The 18,218-nt window shown below is 71.3% G+C and carries 17 protein-coding genes; 11 read left to right on the top strand and 6 right to left on the bottom strand.

The window, feature by feature from the left end:
- Positions 1–58 precede the first annotated feature (58 nt).
- On the top strand, positions 59–1,111 hold the full coding sequence (locus CLT68_RS08800) for a hypothetical protein (protein WP_099850041.1): 1,053 nt from the start codon (positions 59–61) through the stop codon (positions 1,109–1,111).
- A 319-nt stretch (positions 1,112–1,430) separates the two neighbouring features.
- Here the strand turns inward: CLT68_RS08800 and ligD (CLT68_RS08795) are convergent, their stop codons facing one another.
- A complete protein-coding gene (gene ligD, locus CLT68_RS08795) occupies positions 1,431–2,342 on the bottom strand; it encodes a non-homologous end-joining DNA ligase (RefSeq protein WP_099850039.1) in 912 nt (303 codons plus the stop codon).
- Positions 2,332–3,273 (bottom strand): non-homologous end-joining DNA ligase, encoded by a 942-nt coding sequence (gene ligD, locus CLT68_RS08790; RefSeq protein ID WP_099850037.1) that lies wholly within the window; start codon positions 3,271–3,273, stop codon positions 2,332–2,334. Before ligD (CLT68_RS08790) ends, ligD (CLT68_RS08795) begins: the two co-directional genes overlap by 11 nt.
- Before the next feature lie 85 nt (positions 3,274–3,358).
- On the opposite strand from ligD (CLT68_RS08790), the gene ku reads away from it, so the two are divergent.
- The 6 genes from ku (at position 3,359) to CLT68_RS08760 (ending at position 8,711) form a co-directional block, all read left to right on the top strand.
- Entirely contained in the window at positions 3,359–4,387 is a 1,029-nt protein-coding gene (ku, locus tag CLT68_RS08785) for a non-homologous end joining protein Ku (protein ID WP_099850035.1), read from the top strand.
- Positions 4,388–4,460: 73 nt separating this feature from the next.
- Positions 4,461–5,099, top strand: a complete 639-nt coding sequence (locus CLT68_RS08780; RefSeq protein WP_099850033.1) for a DUF4241 domain-containing protein — start codon at positions 4,461–4,463, stop codon at positions 5,097–5,099.
- 111 nt (positions 5,100–5,210) lie between these two features.
- Positions 5,211–5,927 carry an FKBP-type peptidyl-prolyl cis-trans isomerase gene (locus CLT68_RS08775; RefSeq protein WP_088951209.1) on the top strand — a complete coding sequence of 239 codons (717 nt, stop codon included), beginning with the start codon at positions 5,211–5,213 and terminating at the stop codon, positions 5,925–5,927.
- Between the two features lie 189 nt (positions 5,928–6,116).
- Entirely contained in the window at positions 6,117–6,944 is an 828-nt protein-coding gene (locus CLT68_RS08770; protein WP_099856933.1) for an SCO6745 family protein, read from the top strand.
- A 32-nt stretch (positions 6,945–6,976) separates the two neighbouring features.
- Entirely contained in the window at positions 6,977–7,630 is a 654-nt protein-coding gene (locus tag CLT68_RS08765) for an HAD family hydrolase (protein WP_099850031.1), read from the top strand.
- Positions 7,631–7,700: 70 nt separating this feature from the next.
- Positions 7,701–8,711: an NADPH:quinone reductase gene (locus CLT68_RS08760; RefSeq protein ID WP_088951207.1), complete on the top strand. Its 1,011-nt coding sequence runs from the start codon at positions 7,701–7,703 to the stop codon at positions 8,709–8,711.
- 191 nt (positions 8,712–8,902) lie between these two features.
- On the opposite strand, the gene CLT68_RS08755 is transcribed toward CLT68_RS08760, so the two are convergent.
- Positions 8,903–10,552, bottom strand: coding sequence for a fatty acid--CoA ligase (locus tag CLT68_RS08755; protein ID WP_099850029.1), 1,650 nt, complete (start codon positions 10,550–10,552; stop codon positions 8,903–8,905).
- A 56-nt stretch (positions 10,553–10,608) separates the two neighbouring features.
- Between CLT68_RS08755 and CLT68_RS08750 the strand changes: the two genes are divergently transcribed.
- A complete protein-coding gene (locus CLT68_RS08750; RefSeq protein ID WP_099850027.1) occupies positions 10,609–11,100 on the top strand; it encodes an NUDIX domain-containing protein in 492 nt (163 codons plus the stop codon).
- 36 nt (positions 11,101–11,136) lie between these two features.
- Here the strand turns inward: CLT68_RS08750 and CLT68_RS08745 are convergent, their stop codons facing one another.
- Positions 11,137–12,171: an aldo/keto reductase gene (locus CLT68_RS08745; RefSeq protein ID WP_099850025.1), complete on the bottom strand. Its 1,035-nt coding sequence runs from the start codon at positions 12,169–12,171 to the stop codon at positions 11,137–11,139.
- A 127-nt stretch (positions 12,172–12,298) separates the two neighbouring features.
- Between CLT68_RS08745 and CLT68_RS08740 the strand changes: the two genes are divergently transcribed.
- Positions 12,299–12,931, top strand: coding sequence for a TetR/AcrR family transcriptional regulator (locus CLT68_RS08740; RefSeq protein ID WP_099850023.1), 633 nt, complete (start codon positions 12,299–12,301; stop codon positions 12,929–12,931).
- 25 nt (positions 12,932–12,956) lie between these two features.
- Here CLT68_RS08740 and CLT68_RS08735 read toward each other — a convergent pair whose 3' ends face one another.
- Entirely contained in the window at positions 12,957–14,633 is a 1,677-nt protein-coding gene (locus CLT68_RS08735) for an MDR family MFS transporter (RefSeq protein WP_099850021.1), read from the bottom strand.
- 165 nt (positions 14,634–14,798) lie between these two features.
- Positions 14,799–15,338: a type 1 glutamine amidotransferase domain-containing protein gene (locus CLT68_RS08730; RefSeq protein WP_088951201.1), complete on the bottom strand. Its 540-nt coding sequence runs from the start codon at positions 15,336–15,338 to the stop codon at positions 14,799–14,801.
- 156 nt (positions 15,339–15,494) lie between these two features.
- Here CLT68_RS08730 and rfaE2 point away from each other — a divergent pair, with 156 nt between their 5' ends.
- Both rfaE2 and CLT68_RS08720 read left to right on the top strand, forming a co-directional pair.
- Positions 15,495–17,342: a D-glycero-beta-D-manno-heptose 1-phosphate adenylyltransferase gene (rfaE2, locus tag CLT68_RS08725; RefSeq protein WP_099850020.1), complete on the top strand. Its 1,848-nt coding sequence runs from the start codon at positions 15,495–15,497 to the stop codon at positions 17,340–17,342.
- Positions 17,339–18,217: a glycosyltransferase family 2 protein gene (locus tag CLT68_RS08720; protein WP_099850018.1), complete on the top strand. Its 879-nt coding sequence runs from the start codon at positions 17,339–17,341 to the stop codon at positions 18,215–18,217. Before rfaE2 ends, CLT68_RS08720 begins: the two co-directional genes overlap by 4 nt.
- The last annotated feature ends 1 nt before the right edge of the window (position 18,218 follow it).

The raw sequence follows: 18,218 nt of genomic DNA, 5'->3' as shown, positions 1-18,218 counted from the left end.
TGGTCGGGTGGCCCGAGCACGGTACGGGGTGACACCCCACCGCCGCCGAGGAGCGCCCATGACGGCCGAGCCCCACCCCACCGCCACTGACGGCCCCGCCACGGTCGGGCGTCTTCCGCTGCGTCGGCGGCTGCTGCCGGTGGTCGCGTTGCTGCTGCTCGCGCCCTGGGCGGCCGAGTGCTCGTGGGGTGGCTTCGCGATCGACGACTTCCTTCCGGTGCTGGTCTTCCTGGGCCCGATGTACGGCGGGGCGGCGATCCTGGTCCGGGAGACCGCCCGGCATCTCGGCGCGGGTTGGCCGACGATCGTGCTGCTCGCCGCCGCGTTCGGCGTACTCCAGGCGGGCCTGGTCGACCAGTCGCTGTTCAACCCCGACTTCCTCGACGACACCCAGTACGCCGACACCCGTGCCGCCGCGGAGGCGACGCTGGTGCCCGGGATGGAGTTCAGCCTCCGGCAGGCCTTCGACTACGTGGGCAACCACATCGTGCTGACCATCTGCGCGCCGATCGTGCTCATCGAGTCGTTCCTCGGGGCGGACCGCCGGCTGCGGCCGTGGCTGGGCCGGCCCGGGCTCGTCGTGGTCGGTGTGATCTACCTGCTCGGCAGTCTGCTGATCTTCTCGGACAGCAGCGGCCGGAAGGACTTCCTGGCCAGTCCGCTCCAGCTGACCTTCGCCACGGTGCTGGTCCTCGCCCTCGTCGCGACGGCGCTGCTGCCGCGCTGGCGCCGCCCGCGTCCGCGTCGGGTCCGTCGGGTGCCGCACCCACTCTGGGTGGGCCTGCTGGTCGTCCTGGTCCGCTTCGGCACCGACCTCACGCCCGGCTGGGCGGGGGTGGTCATCGCGCTGGCGCTCGCCGCCGCCGTCGGAGCGCTGATCGTGTGCTGGTCGTCGCGCAACGGTTGGGGACAGCGGCACGTGCTCGCCGCCGGCTCGGCGAGCCTGCTCACCGCCGCCGCGTTCGCGTACCTGGTGCCGCCGTACTCTCCGGCCTCCCCGGCGGCGGCCCTGGCCGGCGACGTCGCGGTCACCGTCGTCACGCTCGCCCTGATCGGTGGCGCCTGGTGGCGGCTGCGTGCTTCGCCCGCTGTTCGCGTCGCCGCAACCTGATGCGGGACCAGCTCTACAGCGTCACCAAGGCCGCCTACCTCCCGGCCCGGCAGTCACCGCACATGGACGCAGGGCCGGTGACACAAGGTGATGCCAGGCGCAGCCACCACCCCCACCCCAGGCCCTTTGCTCTGCATACCTATACGCAACGCTAACGCTCTGCGAGCACAGGTTCGGCCGCACCATCGGAGACCAGAAAGAAATCCGCAGCTCATCGTGGTGTTGCGTATAGGTAGGCAAAGCAAAGGGGGTTGAGGGGGCTGGGTTAGGCACTGGCGCTTGTCGCGCTCAGTCACGGGCAGCCCGCCGCGCCATCAGCTCAGAGGGGCAGTTCCGGGCCGCCGTCGAGCAGGGGGGCGAGCAGGTCGTCGTACTCCTCGACCCGCGCCAGGACCTCGGCGGCGGTGAACTGGCGGACGGCCGGCTTGCGGCCGCGTGCGCCAGCCTCGACCTCGTCCCAGGTCAGCGGCGTCGACACCGACGGCACCGACTGGGCCCGCAGCGAGTACGGCGCGACGGTCGTCTTCGCCGCGTTGTTCTGACTCCAGTCGATGAAGACCTTGCCCGGGCGAAGGTTCTTCGCCATCTTCGACACGATCAGCTTCGGGTGGGCCTTCTCCAACTCCTGAGCGATCCGTCGGGCGTAGTCGGAGACGAGATCCGACGACTGGGTGCCCGCGATCGGGCAGCAGAGCTGCATGCCCTTCTTGCCGGAGGTCTTCGGGTAAGACTCGATCCCGTCCTCGGCGAGCCGGTCGCGCATCAGCACCGCCACCGGACAACACTCGGCGAGCCCGGCCGGCGGCCCAGGGTCCAGGTCGACGACCATCATGTCCGGGTGCTCGCCGACCTTCCACTGCGGCGTGTGCAGCTCCAACGCGGCCAGGTTGGCCAGCCACACGAGGGTGGGCAGGTCGTCGGCGACCACGTAGTCGATGGTCTCCCGGCCCTTCGTCGAGCCGGGCGCCGGGAGGTTCTCCACCCGCACCCAGTCCGGGGTCGCGGCCGGCGTGTTCTTCTCGAAGAACGACTTGTCGTCCACCCCGTTGGGATAGCGGATCCGGGTGACCGGTCGGTCCCGCAGGTGCGGCAGCAGCACCGGGGAGATCCGGGTGTAGTAGTCGATCACCTCACCCTTGGTGAAGCCGGCCGCCGGGTAGAGCACCTTGTCCAGGTTGGACAATTCCAGCGCGCGGCCCTCGACGTCCACCCGTAGCCGATCAGCCGGCATCGTCGACCTCCTCCGCGGGTTTGTCCGGGCGCAACCGCAGCACCCGGGGGAAGCGCAGTCGACCGTCCGGGGTGCGCTGGCCGTACTTCACCTCCACCACCACCCGGGGTTCTACCCAGATGGCCCCTCGGGCATCCTCGCGCGGCACACCCGGCGCGAACGGTGACGCGCCGGACCGCAGCGGTTCCAACTCGGCGAGGAGCTGCCGTTCGATGGCGGCGCCGATCCCACCGCCGACCCGGCCCCGGTAGATCAGCCGACCGTCCGGGCCGGGCACCCCGACCAGCAGCCCGCCGATCCGGCGCGCGCCCGGCCGCCAGCCACCGATGACGAAGTCGCCGGTCACCTCAAGCTTGACCTTCACCCAGTCCGCTGAGCGCACCCCCGGGCGGTAGACGGCACCGATCCGCTTGGCCATCACCCCCTCCAGACCGTGCTCACCGGCCGCCTCGTAGGTGGCCGGCCCGTCGGCGAACGTTGGGGGCACCGCCCACCGGGCGCCTCCGAGCGCGAGGGCCTCCAGGGCCTCCCGGCGGCGCTCGTAGGGCCAGCCGGTCAGGTCGTCGCCGTTCCACCGGAGCAGGTCGAAGATCATGTACGTCACCGGCATGACCGCCGCCAACCGGGCCGCCTTGTTCCGGTCCCGCACGTGCATCCGCTCGGCCAGCGCGGTGAACGACGGTTGCCCGCTCTCGCCGAGCAGCACCACCTCGCCGTCGAGCAGCGCGTCGTCGACCTGCTCGGGCAGGGTGGCCAATTCCGGGTACGCGGCGGTGATCTCCACGCCGGAGCGGGCATACAGGTGCTGACCACCACCGGAGATGTCGGCGAGCGCGCGGACCCCGTCCCACTTGAACTCGTACGCCCAGCCGTCACCGGCCGGGAGCGGCCCGGTCATCGCGAGCATCGGCTTGAGCGGCGCGCCAGGCACGACCCGACTGTAGTAGCAGGCCGAACAGCTCGCGTCCGGTTCTTTCGGATGCGAGCATGGTCAATACCGGGGAAGGGAGCGCAGGATGCGTGCCATCTGGAAGGGAGCCGTGTCGTTCGGGCTCGTCTCGATCGGGGTGAGGCTCTACTCCGCGACCGAGGAGAAGGACATTCGGTTCCACCAGGTGCACCGCGAGGATGGCGGTCGGATCCGCTACAAGCGCACCTGCTCGGTCTGCGGCGAGGAAGTCACCTACGACGACATCGCCAAGGGCTACGACATCGGTGGTGGCGAGATGGTGATCCTCACCGACGAGGACTTCGCCGACCTGCCGCTGACCAGCTCAAGGGCCATCGACGTGCTGGAGTTCGTGCCGGCGGAGCAGGTCGACCCGATCCTCTACAACAAGGCGTACTTTCTGGAGCCGGAAGGCGCGGCGACCAAGCCGTACGTGCTGCTGCGCGACGCGCTGATCGACTCGGAACGGGTGGCCATCGTCAAGGTGGCGCTGCGTCAGCGGGAGCAGCTCGCCACGCTGCGGGTCCGTGAGGGTGTGCTGCTGCTCAACACCATGCTCTGGCCGGACGAGATCCGTACCCCGGATTTCGGTTTCCTCGACGAGGACCTCAAGGTGCGCCCGCCGGAGCTGGCGATGGCCAGTTCCCTGATCGACTCGATGACCGGTGAGTTCGAGCCGGACGTCTTCACCGACGACTACCGGGCGGCGTTGCAGGAGGTCATCGACGCCAAGGTGGAGGGTCGGGAGGTCGTGCAGCCGGAGGAGGTCGAGGAGGCGCCGGCCGCCGCGGTGGACCTGATGGCCGCACTGAAGGCGTCCGTGGAACGGGCCAAGGCCGCTCGCGGCGAGCAACCCGCGCGTGGCGGTGGCGGCGGCGGTGAGCCGACGCCCATCTCGTCGGCCCGGTCTGCGCAGAAGGCGGCCGAGAAGAAGGCGGCCAAGGCACCGGCGAAGAAGACCACAGCGAAGAAGACCGCCGAGAAGAAGGCGGCCGAGCCGGCGAAGAAGACCGCCGCCAAGAAGACCGCCGCGAAGAAGGCGGAGCCGGCGAAGAAGACCACCGCCAAGAAGACCGCACCCCGCAAGAGCGCCTGACCGTACGGCAGCGGCGGCGGTGTCCGCCGGGCCGGGTACGCTCCGCCGGCCGCTGGCCACCGGAGGAGCCCCCATGCCGTACACCCCTGATCTGGACCGGTTGCTGACGCCCGGTGCCCGCTTCACCGACCAGCACGGCGGATACCTGATCGAGGTCCACCCGGTGGGCGACGTCGTGTTGCCGACGGGTCAGGTGGTCGGGTGTGACCCGCTGGTCTGCCCGGAGGCCGAGCCGTTCACGGTGACCGTGCCGCCCGGTCGGCATCCCGCCCGCGCCTGGGTGGCGGTGGTGCTGCGGGAGGACGCCGAGGTGGACCGGCGGGTGGCCGCCCTGGAGCTGGTCGTCTCGGACGAGCCGACCACCCGTTGGGAACTGGCCGTCGCGGGCGACCAGGACGTCGCGACGCTCGGCGCGGACGACTACTTCGGGTACGGGGTCGACGCCGGCGCCGGCACCCTCGCCGACCCGACGGCGCTGGCCGTTCTGGAGGAGTGGGACGAGGACCGGGTCGAGGAGGTCTTCATCCCGACCGAGCTGCCCGCGTCGCCGGTCCCGGGGCTGGTCACCGCCGTTCTGGACGAGGCCACCGGCGCCAACGTCGTCACCGTGGCCACCGGTTGGGGAGACGGTTGCTACGGCACCTGGATCGGTCGCGCCGCCGATGGCCGCGTGACATCGTTCGTGACCGACTTCATGGTCGTCCCGGAATAACCGCCCGCGAAGGCCCCGCAACTGCCTCGCTGGGCGATCCGAGGCGTCCGCGGCGGGCACGGTGGGCCGCGATGCGGGTACCGTGTGCGTCGGCTTTCCCCCCGGCACTGGGTGCCGGCCACACCTTCGCAGCAGGGAGTCGACGACGTGAGCGAGCGGACGCAGCAGAACCGGTCGGCGGGCGACCAGAGCCCGGCGACCAAGTCGGGCCGCCGGCTGGCGGCCCAGCTGGCGGCGAAGAAGGCTGCCGACGCGAAGCGCCGCCGCCAGGCGTGGGCGGGCGGGCTCGCCGGCGTCGCAGTGATGGCGCTGCTGATCGGCGGTTTCGTGTGGATCGACCGGAACCGGAGCGACGACAAGCCCGCCAACCAGGCCGGCGCGACCCCGTCCGCCTCGGCCCCGGCCCCCGATGCCGCCGCACCTCCCGCGCCGCAGCTGCCCGAGGGCTCCGACCCGGCGCTGGGCAGCAAGCCGACGGTGGCAAAGGGCACTGGCGACCTCAAGAAGCTCGCCGTCACCCCGCTGATCAAGGGCAAGGGCGCTGCCGTGCAGAAGGGTCAGACGATCACCACCAACTACGTGGGGGTGTTCTTCAAGGACGGCAAGGAGTTCGACTCCTCCTGGAAGGCCGGGCAGCCGGCCACCTTCCCGATCGGCGTCGGCCAGGTCATCCCCGGCTGGGACCAGGGCCTGGTCGGCGTGACAGTGGGCAGCCGGGTGCAGCTCGACATTCCGGGCGAGCTGGCGTACGGCAACGACGAGGCTGCCGCAGGTGGACGCCCGACCGGCCCGCTGCGCTTCGTGGTGGACGTGCTCGCCGCTCAGTGACCTGCCCGAATCGCCCCGGTTGTCCCCCGGTCGCGATGGAGTTGTTCACATGGGGCTTCCGACCCGTTACCCAACGGCAGTAGGTTCGGCGTCACCCCGGGCGGTTCGCCGCCCGGGGTGAGCATCGGGGACCGGGACGCGGAGGTGCACGTGACAGCGCTGGACGATCCTGGACGGACCGCTCGGTTGATGTGGACGCACTTCGAGCCGGTGCACGCGGTCACCTACTTCCACCCCCGGGCTCGTGCCGCGTACGAGGCGGTCGGGCTACGCGGCTACTGGCGGGGTTACTTCGCCGGCCGGGCCGCGCCGCTGGGCGCCACCGAGGCGGCCCCGGTGATCGCCGCGTTCTTCAGCTTCGCACCACCGATGGTTGCCCGGGCGCTGCCGGCGGTGTGGCGGTTGGCCACCCCGCAGGAGGCGCTGCGTGCCCGGCTGACCGGTGCGGTGCAGGCCCTCGCCGAGCTGACGTACGAGCTGCCGGAGACACACCTGGCGGAGGCCGCCGACCTGCTGGAGCGGGCCGCCTCGGCGTCGCAGACCGCCGGCCGGGTGCTCGGCGCGGTCAACGCCGCGCTGCCGGTCGGGGAGTACCCGCTGGCCCGGCTCTGGCAGGCCGCCACCACGCTGCGGGAGCACCGCGGCGACGGGCACGTGGCGGCGCTGGTGGCCGCCGGGCTGGACCCGGTGGAGACGCTGGCGTGGCGGATCGCGATGGACGGCTCGTCGCCGCTGAATCTCCTGGGCCGGGGCTGGTCCGAGGAGCAGTGGCACGCCGCCCGCGAGCGGTTGGCGCAGCGGGGCTGGCTGACCGGGGACGGCACGGCCACCGACCACGGCCGGGCCGAGTTCCAGGCGGTCGAGGACGCCACCGACCGGGCCGCCGCGCACCCGTGGCAGGCACTGGGCCGAGACGACACGGACCGGCTCCGGGAGCTGCTGGAGCCGACGGCCCGGTCCTGCCATGCGTTGATCCCGGCCGGCAGCCCGATCGGGCTGCCCGCACTGCCCGGCTGACCGGGCGCCCGCCCGTCGGGCAGGATGGGGCCGTGGCTGATGCGGTGGTCTTCGACCTGGACGGCGTGATCGTGGATTCCGAGCCGGTGTGGGAGGAGGTCCGCCGGGCGTACGTGGCGGCGCACGGCGGGACGTGGCAACCGGACACGCAACATCGCCTGATGGGGATGAGCACCGGCGAGTGGGCCCACTACCTCAGCGGCGAGTTGGGCGTCGACCGCACGGCCGAGCAGGTCGCCAGCGAGGTCGTCGAGGAGATGACCCGGCGCTACCGGGACCACGTACCCCTCATCGACGGCGCCGATCAGGTCGTGCGTCGGCTCGCCGCGCGCTGGCCGCTGGGGCTGGCCAGCTCGTCGCCGACCCGGCTGATCGAGGCGGCGCTGGCGGCCACCGGTCTGACCGACGCGTTCGGCGCGACCCTCTCCACCGAGCAGACCGAGCGGGGCAAGCCCGCACCGGACGTGTATCTGAGCGTCGCGCAGCGCCTCGGCGTCGACCCGGCCCGCTGCGTCGCGGTGGAGGACTCGTCCAACGGGGTGCGCTCAGCGGCCGCGGCGGGTATGCGGGTGGTGGCGGTGCCGCACGGTTCGTACCCGCTCGACCCGGACGCCGCCCGGCTGGCCGTGGTGACGCTGGGAGCGATCGGTGAGCTGACCCCGGAGCTGGTGGACGACCTGGGTTGATCGAGGCTGAGCGGGGTACCGCAGCCGGCGGTGCTCGGCGCGGATGCCGCGCATGGTGAGGAGATCACGGATGAAAGCCATCGTGTACGAGCGCACCGGCGACCCTTCGGTGCTGGAGCTGGTCGACCGGCCGGTGCCGGAGCCGACTGCGGGCGAGGTTCTGGTGCGGATGGCGGTCGCGGGGGTGAACCCGACGGACTGGAAGTCCCGCCGCAGCTCCCCGCCGAACGGTTGGCAGATTCCCGGGCAGGACGGCGCGGGAGTGGTGGAGGCGGTCGGCGAGGGGGTCGACCCGGACCTGATCGGTGAGCGCGTCTGGATCTGGGAGGCCGCCTGGCAGCGGCCGTGGGGCACGTCGGCGGAATACACGCTGGTGCCGGTCCGGCAGGCGGTACGCCTCGGTGACGCCCCGTTCGAGCTGGGAGCTGCCCTGGGCATTCCGTTCCTCACCGCGCACCGCTGTCTGACGGCCGGCGAGTTCATGCCGGACACGCTGCGCGCCGGTGCGCTGGCGGACCACACCGTGCTGGTGCAGGGCGGGGCCGGCGCGGTGGGCAACGCCGCGATCCAGCTGGCCCGTTGGGCCGACGCCACGGTGATCGCCACGGTGAGCAGCGCGGAGAAGGCGCAGCTCGCGGCGGCGGCCGGCGCCTCCTATGTCATCAACTACCGGGAACAGGACGTGGTCGAGGAGGTCCACAAGATCGCCCCCGACGGGGTCCACACGATCGTGGAGGTCTCCCCCGCCCGCAACGCCTCGGTCGACGTGCAGGTACTGCGGCACGGCGGCGCGGTCTGCATGTACGCCGACAACGGTGGCGACGAGGTGAGCATCCCGATCCGGGCGATGATGGTGCCGAACGCCCGGTGGCAGTTCGTGCTGGTCTACACGGAGCCGAAGGCGGCCAAGGCGCAGGGCGTGAAGGACGTGGCGGCGGCGGCCAGCCAGGGTGGAATCCGGGTCGGTGCGGACGCCGGTCTGCCTCTGCACTCCTACGCCCTGGCCGAGACGGCTGCGGCGCACCAGGCGGTGGAGGACTCGGCGGTGGGCAAGGTGCTCATCACCACCAGCGACGCCTGATCGGGTCGCTGACCACCCGATTTCCCCGTCATCAGGACAGAGGCGAACAAGTTTCGCAACAATGACGGTGCGGGGGTAACCCCGCGTGGAACGGGCGGCCCCGGCGCGGTGCGAACGCCGGGGCCGCCCCCTGGGGAGGGATCTTCCAGGAGTTACCCCTGCCCCAACAGGCGACAGTGCCTGGGAAAACGTTACGGGGCTGTCAGCTCCCGGACAGTCAGCTCACCCCCGGCGTACTGCGAACGGACGACCTTCTTGTCGAACTTGCCCACGCTGGTCTTCGGCACTGCGTCGATGAACGCCCAGCGCTCGGGCAGCTGCCAGCGCGCCACTGAGCCGGCCAGGAAGTCCCGCAGCTCCTCGGCGGTCACCGAGGCGCCCTCCCGGACCACCACGGTGGCCAGCGGTCGTTCGTCCCACCGCTCGTCCGGCACACCCACGACGCATGCCTCCAGCACCGCCGGGTGGCCCATCAGCGCGTTTTCCAGCTCGACCGAGGAAATCCACTCACCGCCGGACTTGATCACGTCCTTGGCGCGGTCGGTCAGCGTGATGTAGCCGTCCGGCGAGAGGGTGCCCACGTCGCCGGTGCGTAGCCAGCCGTCGCGGAACTTCTCCTCGTCCGGGGCGTCGTCACCGACGTACCGGGCGGTCACCCACGGCCCACGGACCTCCAACTCGCCCACGGCCCTGCCGTCGGCGGGCAACGGCTCGGCCGACGGGCCGACGATCCGCGCCTGCACACCCGCCGGCACCCGCCCCTGGGTGTAGCGGTAACGCCACGCCTGCTCCCCGGTCGCACCGGCGGGCGGGCGTGAGACCGACCCCAGCGGGGACATCTCGGTCATCCCCCAGGCGTGGATCACGTCGATTCCGAAGCGCTCGTCGAACGCGTGCATCAGCGCCGGCGGGCAGGCCGAGCCACCGACGATCACCTCGGTGATCGAGGACGTGTCGACGTCATGGCTGTCCAGGTAGGCGAGCAGATCGGTCCAGATGGTCGGCACCGCCCCGGCCAGGGTGGGCCGCTCGGCCGCGATCATCTCGGCGATCGGCGCGGCCTGGAGGAACCGGTCCGGCATGATCAGCGACGCGCCGGAGAGGAAGGCCGCGTACGGCAGGCCCCAGGACATCGCGTGGAACATCGGCACGATGGCCAGCTCCCGGTCGGTCGGCCCGAGACCGAAGCCCTCCGGCATGCAGACCTGCAACGAGTGCAGGTAGATGGACCGGTGCGAGTAGGCCACGCCCTTCGGGTTGCCGGTGGTGCCCGAGGTGTAGCAGAGGGCCGCGGCGTCACGCTCGTCCACCTCGGGCCAGTCGTACGCCTCGGGCCGGTCGGCGAGCAGCGCGTCCCAGTGGTGCACGGTGATCCGGTCCCCGGCCGCCGCCACCAGGGGCGCCGGGTCGCCACCGCCGACCACCACCACGTGCCGCACAGTGCCCAACTCGCCGATCACCCGGGCCAGCAGCGGGATGAGCGTGCTGTCGACCAGCACCACCCGGTCCTCGGCGTGGTTGGCGATGTAGACGACCTGGTCGGGAAAGAGCCGGATGTTGAGCGTGTGCAGCACCGCACCCATGCTCGGCACCGCGAAGTAGGCGACCAGGTGCTCGTTGTTGTTCCACATGAAGGTGGCGACCCGCTCGTCACCGGTCACCCCGCACTCGTCGCGCAGCGCGTGTGCCAGCCGGGCCGCGGTGCGACCCACCTCGGCGTACGTCATTCGGCGGGGCTCGGCGCCGGTCCAGGTCACCACCTCGGCCGTGCCGTGTACGCCAGCGCCGTGGTCGAGGATCCGGGAGACCTGAAGGGGGGCGTCCATCATCGTGCTACGCATGGGTAACAAGCTAGTGTCGGCGGTCACACGTTGGGAACCCCCGTAAGTTGTCGCAGGTGAGCATCTCCTGGGCCGACTCATACGTAGGGCAGTTACGCGCGATCGCCGGGGACCGGACGCTGATGTTCGTCGGCGCCCGTGCCGTGGTCAGCGACAACGCCGGGCGGATCCTGCTGATCCAGCGCTCGGACAACGGGCAGTGGGCCATGCCGGCCGGTGCGATGGAGTTGGGCGAGTCGATCGCCGACTGCGCGGTCCGCGAGGTCCGCGAGGAGACCGGGTTGCGCGCGCTGCGGGTCTGCGCGTTCGCCCTCTACACCGGCCCGGACCGGACGAGCACCAACATGTACGGGCACACGTACCAGGTCTTCACGACGGCGTTCAAGGTGGAGGAGTGGGACGGGCAGCTCGCCCGGGTCACCGACGAGACCACCGACGCCGGCTTCTTCCCCCGGGACCGGTTCCCCGCCCCGCTCTCCGCCTCGGTCACCGAGACGCTGGCAGATCTGGACGTCTTCGAGCAGACCAACCGGCTCATCCTGAAGTAGGGCGGCCCCGGAGCCACCGACCCCGGGGCCGTGGCCTCACTGCGGGTGGCGGAGCCCCGCGAAGAACCCCTCCTGGATCCAGTTCGGGTACGCGACCGGCAGCTTGGTGGCCTCGTCCAGCTCGGTGAGGTCCTGCTCGGTCAGGGTGAGATCCGAGGCGGCGATGTTGTCCACCAACTGCTCCTGCTTGCGCGCACCGACGATCACGCTGGTCACGGCCGGTCGGGACAACAGCCAGGCGACCGCCACCCGGGCCGGGCTCACCTCGTGCCGCTCGGCGACACCCTTGAGCACGTCGACCACGGCGAAGGCGTGCTCCGGGTCGAACGGGGTGAAGCTGGCGTAACCGGGCTGGGCGCTGCGCGCGCCGCTGTCCGCGACGGCACCGTCCCGGCTGATCTTGCCGGAGAGGAAACCACCGGCGAGCGGGCTCCACACGGTCAGCCCGACGCCCGCGTCGAGCGCCATCGGCACCACGTCGCGCTCCACGTCGCGGCCCAGCAGGGAGTAGTACTCCTGCACCGAGACGAAGCCGGCCAGCTTCTCCCGGGCGGAGATGCCCAGCGCCTTGGACATCTGCCAGGCGGCGAAGTTGGCGGCGCCGATGTAGCGGACCTTGCCCTGCCGGACCGCGTCGTCCAGCGCCCGCAGCATCTCCTCCATCGGGGTGACCTGGTCGAAGTTGTGGATCTGGTACAGGTCGATGTGATCGGTGCCCAGCCGGCGCAGGCTGTCCTCCAGGTTCTGCATGATGTGCAGCCGGGAGGTGCCGACGTCGTTCGGGCCGGGCCCGGTCCGGGAGTGCACCTTGGTGGCCAGCACCACGTCGCGGCGCCGCTTGCCGAGCGCCTGGCCGAGCAGCTCCTCGCTCTCGCCGTCGCTGTAGCCGTCTGCGGTGTCGATGAAGTTGACCCCGGCGTCCAGCGCGGTGTCCACCATCCGCTGGACGTCGGGCAGCGCCAGCCCGCCGAGGGTGCCCCAGAGGGGGTGTCCGCTGCCACCGAAGGTCATCGCGCCGAGCGAGATCTCCGAGACGTACACCCCGGTGGTGCCCAACAGTCGGTACTTCACGTGTCGCTCCTCGCGGTGCGGGGGTCGGAGGCCACGGTCGGGCGCTCCCTGGTCATAGTGTCGGACAGTGTGTCCGGCAACGAGCGTACGTCGCCCACCCCGCACCCGCCCACCTAGGATTCCGGCTATGCCTTCGATCACCCGCCGTCGCCCACGCAACCCCGATGGGCGGGCCGCCGTCGAAGCGCGGGTGCTGGCGGCCACCGAGCGACTCCTCCAGGAGGGGATTCGCTTCACCGACCTCGGCGTGCAGCGCATCGCCGCCGAGGCCGGGGTGGCGCGGTCGACCTTCTACACCCACTTCCGGGACAAGAGCGAACTGCTCATGCGTCTCGCCGGCACCATGCGGGAGAGCTCCTTCGGCCGCACCGGCGAGTGGAACCCCGCCGGGCCGGGCGATCCGCTCGCGTCGCTGACCGAGATCTTCGCCGACGTGATCCGGATATACCGGACGTACGCCCCGGTGCTTGCGGCGGTCAGCGAGGTCGCCGCGTACGACGAGGTGGTCCGGGAGTACTGGGCCGCAGGCCTGGAACAGTTCGTGGCGCGCACCGTGCAGGTGCTCCGCGCCGAACAGGAGGCCGGGCGCACCCCCGCGGGCATCGACCCGGTGACCGCGAGCCGGCTGATCGTGATCGGCGGCGACCGCTTCCTCGCCGATCACGTCAGCGCCACCTCGGCCGACCCCGACACCGACGCGTCAGCTGCGAGAGAGTTGGCCGCGACCTGGTGGTACGGCGTCTACCGCCGCCCCGCCTGACCGCCCGGACCGACACCGACCTCGCTCAGATCATCGTCTGGGACTTGGCCTCCATGTCGGCGGCGGCCTCTTCCTTGGACTCGCGGGTCAGCGGCTTGCCGCCCGGTGCCGGGGCCTCACCGCCGAGCGGGTCCGCGCCGCCGGTCGCGCCCTGCGGGCCGGCGCCCCGCAGTTGCGTGTTGGGCAGCGTCAGGGTGACCACCACCGCCACGATGGCGATCAGACCGGCGGTCAGGAAGACCATGTCCAGTGCGTCGACGAAGGCACCCTGGATGGCCGCGCGGACCGGCCCCGGCAGGGCCAGGATGGTCGCCGGGTCGTTGATCGAGATGTTGGTGCCACCACTCGCCGCCACCGCGGCCTGCTCCTGCGGCGGAAGCTGCGCGATGGCACCCGGCAGCCGGTCGGACAGCCCGCTGGCCAGCCGGGACGACAGCACCGTGCCGAGGATCGCCACCCCGAACGAACCGCCCAGTGACCGGAAGAAGGTCGCCGAGGAGGTGCCGGCCCCCAGGTCGCGTACGGAGACCGCGTTCTGCACCGCCAGGATCAGCGACTGCATACACAGACCCAGCCCGACCCCGATCACCACCATGAACCCGAACGCCACCCAGAGGGAGGTGGCCACCTCCAGTTGGGTGAACAGGAACATGCCGACCAGCAGGGTCACCGAGCCGGCCACCGGGAACCACTTGTACCGGCCGATCCGGGTCATCGCCCGGCCGGTCAGGATCGAGGTGATGATGATGCCGGCCATCATCGGCAGCATCAGCAGACCGCTGCGGGTCGGCGAGGCGCCCTTGACGATCTGCAGGTACAGCGGGATGAAGATGATCGAACCGAACATCACCAGACCGATGATGAGCAGTGCCGAGTTGCCCAGCGCGAAGGTGGCGCTCCGGAACAGCCGCAGCGGCAGGATCGGCTCGGCGACCCGGGCCTCCTGGAGGACGAAGAGCACCCCCAGCACCGCACCGACGACGAAGAGCCCGATGATCACGCCGGAGCCCCAGGCGTACTCGTTGCCGCCCCAACTCAGCGCGAGCAGCAGCGAACTCACCCCGGCGACCAGCAGGCCGGCGCCGAGCCAGTCGATCGAGTGGTCCCGGCGTTCGAAGGGGATCAACCGCATCACGTGGTAACAGACCACGATGGCCAGGATCGCCAGCGGCACGTTGATGTAGAAGATCCACCGCCAGTCGGTCTCCGCGAAGTAACCACCGACCAGTGGCCCCGCCACCGACGAGATCCCGAAGACGGCGCCGAAAAGACCCTGGTAGCGACCACGCTCCCGGGGTGACACCACGTCCGAGATGATGGTGAACGCGAGGGTCAGCAGACCACCGGCTCCGAGACCCTGGATGCCCCGCGTGACGATCAGCTGGGTCATGTTCTGGGACAGCCCGGCCAGCAGCGACCCGACCAGGAACGTGCCGATCGAGAAGAGGAAGACCGGTCTGCGCCCGTACAGGTCGGCCATCTTGCCGTACAGCGGCGTGGACGCGGTCGAGGCGAGCAGGTACGCGGTGACCACCCACGAGTAGTGGTTGATCCCGCCCAGCTCGCCGACGATGGTCGGCAGGGCCGTACCCACGATGGTCTGGTCGAGCGCGGCCAACAGCATGCCGGTCATCAGACCGAACATGAGCAGCCGAATCTGCTGACGATTCAGCACCGGCGCGCCGGAGGCTTCGGTGGTCATGTGGCCTTCTATCCCGGACAGCACGGAACATGCGCCCAGCCACAAAAAACCCACCCCACCCGGACCCGATCCGGACCGTTGATCATGAAGTTATCGCCACGACACGCCGAGCCTGAGGACGCTAACTTCATGATCAACGCGGACGGGACGGGTTGGGGTGGGTGGTTAGGCGGCGAAGACTTCGGTGATCTTCTGGCAGAAGGCCGGGAGGTCGTCGGGCTTCCGGCTGCTGGTCAGGTTGCCGTCGGTTACGCACTCCTCGTCGACCCAGGTCGCGCCGGCGTTGGTCAGGTCGGTACGCAGGGTGGGCCAGGAAGTGATCCGTCGGCCCCGCACCACGTCCGCCTCGATCAGCGTCCACGGGCCGTGGCAGATCACCCCGACGGGCTTGCCCGCGTCGAAGAACGCCTTCACGAACCGCACCGCGTCCGGGTCGCCACGCAGGAAGTCCGGGTTCGCCACCCCACCGGGCAGCACCAGAGCGTCGTAGCCGGCGGCGTCCGCCTTGTCCGCTGTCACGTCAACGTCGTACGTCTTCGACTGGTCCAGATGGTTGAAGGACTGGATGGAGCCGGGCTTGAGCGAGACCAGCTCGACCGTCGCGCCGGCGTTCTCGACCGCCTCGCGCGGCTGGACGTACTCGACCTCCTCGACGCCGTCGGCGGCCAGGAAGGCGATCCGCTTGCCCTGCAGTTGCGCTGCCATCTCGGTACATCTCCTTTCCGGGGTTACCTCAGTTCCCTTCCCGCCTCCGGACGTCCGAAACGGCCCAGCCGGGCGGTAAGGGCACGGTGGTGACATGACCCGCAGGTCAGGCGCGGGTCAGGTTTGGCCCGGAGGGCGGTGGGGACCCGGGGAGGCATGGCAGGAGCAGCAGCGGAACAGCGCCGGCTCGCCACCGTCGTGGAGAGCTGGCTCGGGCGCCCAGTCCTGATCGTCGGTGACGCCATGTTGGACGAATGGCGCTTCGCCGACTCCGACCGGCTCTGCCGAGAGGCACCAGCTCCGGTCCTCACCCTGCGCAGGCGGATCTCCGCCGCCGGTGGCGCCGCGAACACCGCGGTCAACGTCGCCGCCCTGGGTGGCCGGGCGGTGCTGGTGGCACCGGTCGGCGCCGACGTGGCCGGCGACGAACTGCACGACTGCCTGGACCGCGCGGGCGTCTGGGACCGGACGGTCAACCAGCCGGGACGGCCCACCCCCGTGAAGCGGCGGATGCTCGCTGGCAACCAGATCCTGCTGCGCGAGGACTCCGGCGACCCGGACGACGCACTCGACCCGGAGGGCGTGACCCGGCTGCTCACCGCCCTGAGCTGCGCCACCGAGGAGTTGCGCGCCGCCGCCGGTGGGGAGGCGCCGACCCTGGTGGTCTGCGACTACGGTCTGGGTGCGCTGCCCGCGCAGGTCCGCGCGTGGCTGGTCGAGCAACGCGAGCGGTACGCCACTGTCGCGCTGGACGCCCACGACCTCGCCGACTGGCGGGGGCTCGCGCCGACCGTCGTCACCCCCAGCTTCGCCGAGGCGACCCGGCTGCTGGCTCGGGCCGGCGGCACCAGCCGGACGACCACGGGAACCGAACTGCACCTGGAACACCCCGACGGCGACCCGGCCGACGGACCGTCCGAACTGACCGTCGGCGCCGCACCCGGTGGGGTACGCGCCGACGACAGCACCGCCGACCCGACCCCGGAGCCGTCGCCGCCCGATCGCCCCGGGCCAGTCGGTGAGCCCGTCCCAGGTGAGGGTCGGGTGGCCCTCACCGGCGACGGGCTCAGCGTCACCGGCACCGGCGTCACCGTGAACACCCAGGCAGGGGAGGGCGTCGACCGGGCCGTCCTGGCCGAGTCGCGGCTGGCCGAGTTGCGCGCGCACACCGGTGCCGACGTGGTCGCGGTGACCCTGGACACCGAGGGCGCGGTGGTCGGTGGCGCCGACGGGGCGCCGCGACGCAGCCACAGCACGCCGGTCCCGGCGAGCCACGCCGTGGGCGCCGGCGACGCGTACCTGGCGGCGATGACGTTGGCGCTGGCCGCCGACGCGCCGCTGCCCACCGCCGCCCAGCTCGCCCAGTTGGCGGCCACCATCACCGTCTCCGACACCGGCACCTGCGTGTGCCGGCGGGAGGACCTGCTCACCGCGCTCGACCAGCCGACCGAGACCACGGGCCATGCCGCGCTCGTCGACACCGACGAGTTGGACGCGATCGTCGCCGAGTACCGCGAGGCGGGACGGTCGGTGGTGTTCACCAACGGCTGCTTCGACGTGCTGCACCGAGGGCACGTGCGCTACCTGGAGCAGGCCCGCGCGCTGGGCGACCTGCTCATCGTGGCGGTCAACTCGGACGGCAGCGTACGACGGCTGAAGGGCGCCGACCGTCCGGTGAACCCGGTCGAGGACCGGGCTGCCCTGCTCGCCGCGCTCGCCTGCGTGGACCACGTCGTGGTCTTTGAGGAGGACTCGCCCGCCACGCTGATCGAGGCGGTCCGGCCGGACGTGTACGTCAAGGGCGGGGACTACCCACCGGAACTGGTGCCGGAGGCACCGCTGGTGCGCCGGCTGGGCGGCCAGGTGCGCACCCTGGGGTACGTGCCGGACCGGTCCACCTCCGCGATCATCGAGCGGATCCGGTCACACAGCCAGGACCCGTCGGCACACCCCGTCGACCGGGAACCCGGCCCGTCGCTGAGCACCCGCACCCAGGCGTCGTGAACCGCCCCCTCGTCCTCGGCACGCCGGAGGAGTTCCGCGCCGACCGGCTGCTCGACGTGCTGATTCCGACCCGGAACCGACCCGCCGAGCTGGCGGTCACCCTGGGCGGGCTCGCCGCCCAGGACGGCGTACCCGGTTTCGGGGTGGTGGTCAGCGACCAGTCCGACGGAGATCCGGCGTACGCGCATCCCGCCGCCGCCACCATGGTCCGGGCGCTGCGTCACCGGGGTCACCCGGTGCTGCTGACCCGTCGGCTGCCCCGACGGGGGTTGGCCGAACACCGGGCGTACCTGCTCGCCGCCTCGGCCGCCCGTTACGTCCTCAGCCTCGACGACGACATCTGGTTGGAACCGGGGGCGGTGCACCGGCTGGTGACGGCGATCGGCGAGCTGGGCTGCGGGTTCGTGGGCAACGGCGTGCACGGGCTCTCGTACGCCGACGACGTGCGGCCGGAGTCGCACGGGCACTACGAGGAGTGGATCGGCCCCCCGACGCCGGAGCGGATCCGCCCGGACACCCCGGAGTGGAACCGCGCCCGGATCCACTCGGCGGCCAACCTGCTGCACATCACCCAGCACCTGGCGCTGCCGCCGGGGGCGTGGCGGGCGTACAAGGTCTCCTGGATCGGCGGGTGCGTGCTCTACGACCGGGCCAAGCTCGTTGACGCCGGTGGCTTCGACTTCTGGCGTCGGGTGCAGGAGAAGCACCAGGGTGAGGACGTGGCCGCGCAGCTCTCGGTGCTGGCCCGGTACGGCGGGGCGGGCATCCTGCCCAGCGGCGCGTACCACCTGGAGTCCCCCACCACTGTCACCGACCGGGACGTGGAGGCATGGGAGGTCGTCCTGGCCGACGAGGACAGCCCGCAGCCGGCCTGAA

The organism is Micromonospora sp. CNZ299 (assembly GCF_002754415.1).
The sequence above is the reverse complement of the archived record's forward strand: the minus strand, read 5'-3'. Positions and strand labels throughout refer to the sequence as shown.

Excerpts from the sequence above, each read along its gene's own strand:
- ligD (WP_099850039.1), bottom strand. The coding sequence starts at position 2,342 with ATGCCGGCTGATCGGCTACGGGTGGACGTCGAGGGCCGCGCGCTGGAA.
- CLT68_RS08735 (WP_099850021.1), bottom strand. The coding sequence starts at position 14,633 with ATGACCACCGAAGCCTCCGGCGCGCCGGTGCTGAATCGTCAGCAGATT.
- CLT68_RS08740 (WP_099850023.1), top strand. The coding sequence starts at position 12,299 with ATGCCTTCGATCACCCGCCGTCGCCCACGCAACCCCGATGGGCGGGCC.
- CLT68_RS08780 (WP_099850033.1), top strand. The coding sequence starts at position 4,461 with ATGCCGTACACCCCTGATCTGGACCGGTTGCTGACGCCCGGTGCCCGC.
- CLT68_RS08755 (WP_099850029.1), bottom strand. The coding sequence starts at position 10,552 with ATGCGTAGCACGATGATGGACGCCCCCCTTCAGGTCTCCCGGATCCTC.
- rfaE2 (WP_099850020.1), top strand. The coding sequence starts at position 15,495 with ATGGCAGGAGCAGCAGCGGAACAGCGCCGGCTCGCCACCGTCGTGGAG.
- ku (WP_099850035.1), top strand. The coding sequence starts at position 3,359 with ATGCGTGCCATCTGGAAGGGAGCCGTGTCGTTCGGGCTCGTCTCGATC.
- CLT68_RS08770 (WP_099856933.1), top strand. The coding sequence starts at position 6,117 with ATGTGGACGCACTTCGAGCCGGTGCACGCGGTCACCTACTTCCACCCC.
- CLT68_RS08760 (WP_088951207.1), top strand. The coding sequence starts at position 7,701 with ATGAAAGCCATCGTGTACGAGCGCACCGGCGACCCTTCGGTGCTGGAG.
- CLT68_RS08800 (WP_099850041.1), top strand. The coding sequence starts at position 59 with ATGACGGCCGAGCCCCACCCCACCGCCACTGACGGCCCCGCCACGGTC.
- CLT68_RS08730 (WP_088951201.1), bottom strand. The coding sequence starts at position 15,338 with ATGGCAGCGCAACTGCAGGGCAAGCGGATCGCCTTCCTGGCCGCCGAC.